At 41.2% G+C, this 1,064-nt stretch carries 1 protein-coding gene; it reads left to right on the forward strand.

Annotated features, from left to right (window positions below):
- Positions 1-54 precede the first annotated feature (54 nt).
- Positions 55-1,002, forward strand: coding sequence for an IS256 family transposase, variant Zn-binding type (locus JFC05_RS12630; RefSeq protein WP_420850574.1), 948 nt, complete (start codon positions 55-57; stop codon positions 1,000-1,002).
- The last annotated feature ends 62 nt before the right edge of the window (positions 1,003-1,064 follow it).

Below are 1,064 nucleotides of genomic sequence, written 5' to 3' on the forward strand. Positions count from 1 at the left end.
AGGTGTAATGGACATTATTCATGCTGGCGTAGGCTCTAAAGCTATATACTGTCTATATTTGCAAGGAATCAACGCCATGAATCAAAAAACTGCCCTTTCTGTCGTGACAAACACACCAAAAAGAACGGGCGCAAACTAGGCAAACAGCAGTACCAATGTCTGTCTTGCAAACGGCAGTTTTTAGGGGGTACCAGACTCAATAACCAGATCCTTTGGACTGAATATACCCAAGGTAAACAGACCTACAAGCAACTGGCTGATAAATACCACTGTAGTCTTAAAACCATCCAAAGACGCTTAGACAAAATCAGTATTGAGTATCAGATTAAACGACCAAAGACTGCTAATATCATCATGGACACCACCTACTTTGGTCGCAAATTTGGTTTAATGGTCTTTATGGACAACACCACTAGAACCATTCTTTATTACGCGATAGTGAGTCATGAAACCAACAGTGCCTATAAGCAAGGAGTAGATCACCTAGCATCGTTAGGCGTTGATATACAAAGCATTACCTGCGATGGCAGACGAGGACTGCGTACGTTATTTACCCGTACCCCATGCCAGATGTGTCAGTTTCATCAAATACAAATAGTGACCCGCTACCTCACTCGTCGCCCTAAAAACATTGCCAGTATCGAGCTTAGACGACTTACTTTAACCCTAACACAGCTCGATAAAGCGGACTTCATAGAGCGGTTAGATCACTGGTATTTGACTCATGAAGCCTATCTTAGTGAACGTAGCATCAATACCGATACCGGTAGAACATGGTACACGCACAAACGTCTTAGAAGTGCTTATCGTAGCCTCAGAACCAATAGCAATTGGTTATTTACTTATCAAGAGTATGAGCATTTAGATATACCAAATACGACCAATTCTCTTGAAGGGTTATTCAGTGAGCTAAAGCGACAATTACACAGTCATCACGGCTTAAATGAGCAGCGTAAGTTACGGTTTATTAAAGACTTTTTACTGTCAAAGTCACTCAAATAGCATGAATTATGTCCATTAGCGACTACCACCTACTTTTTAGCATGAATTTTGTCCATTACACC

It is taken from the genome of Psychrobacter celer, from assembly GCF_016107555.1.
Lineage (GTDB): Bacteria > Pseudomonadota > Gammaproteobacteria > Pseudomonadales > Moraxellaceae > Psychrobacter > Psychrobacter celer.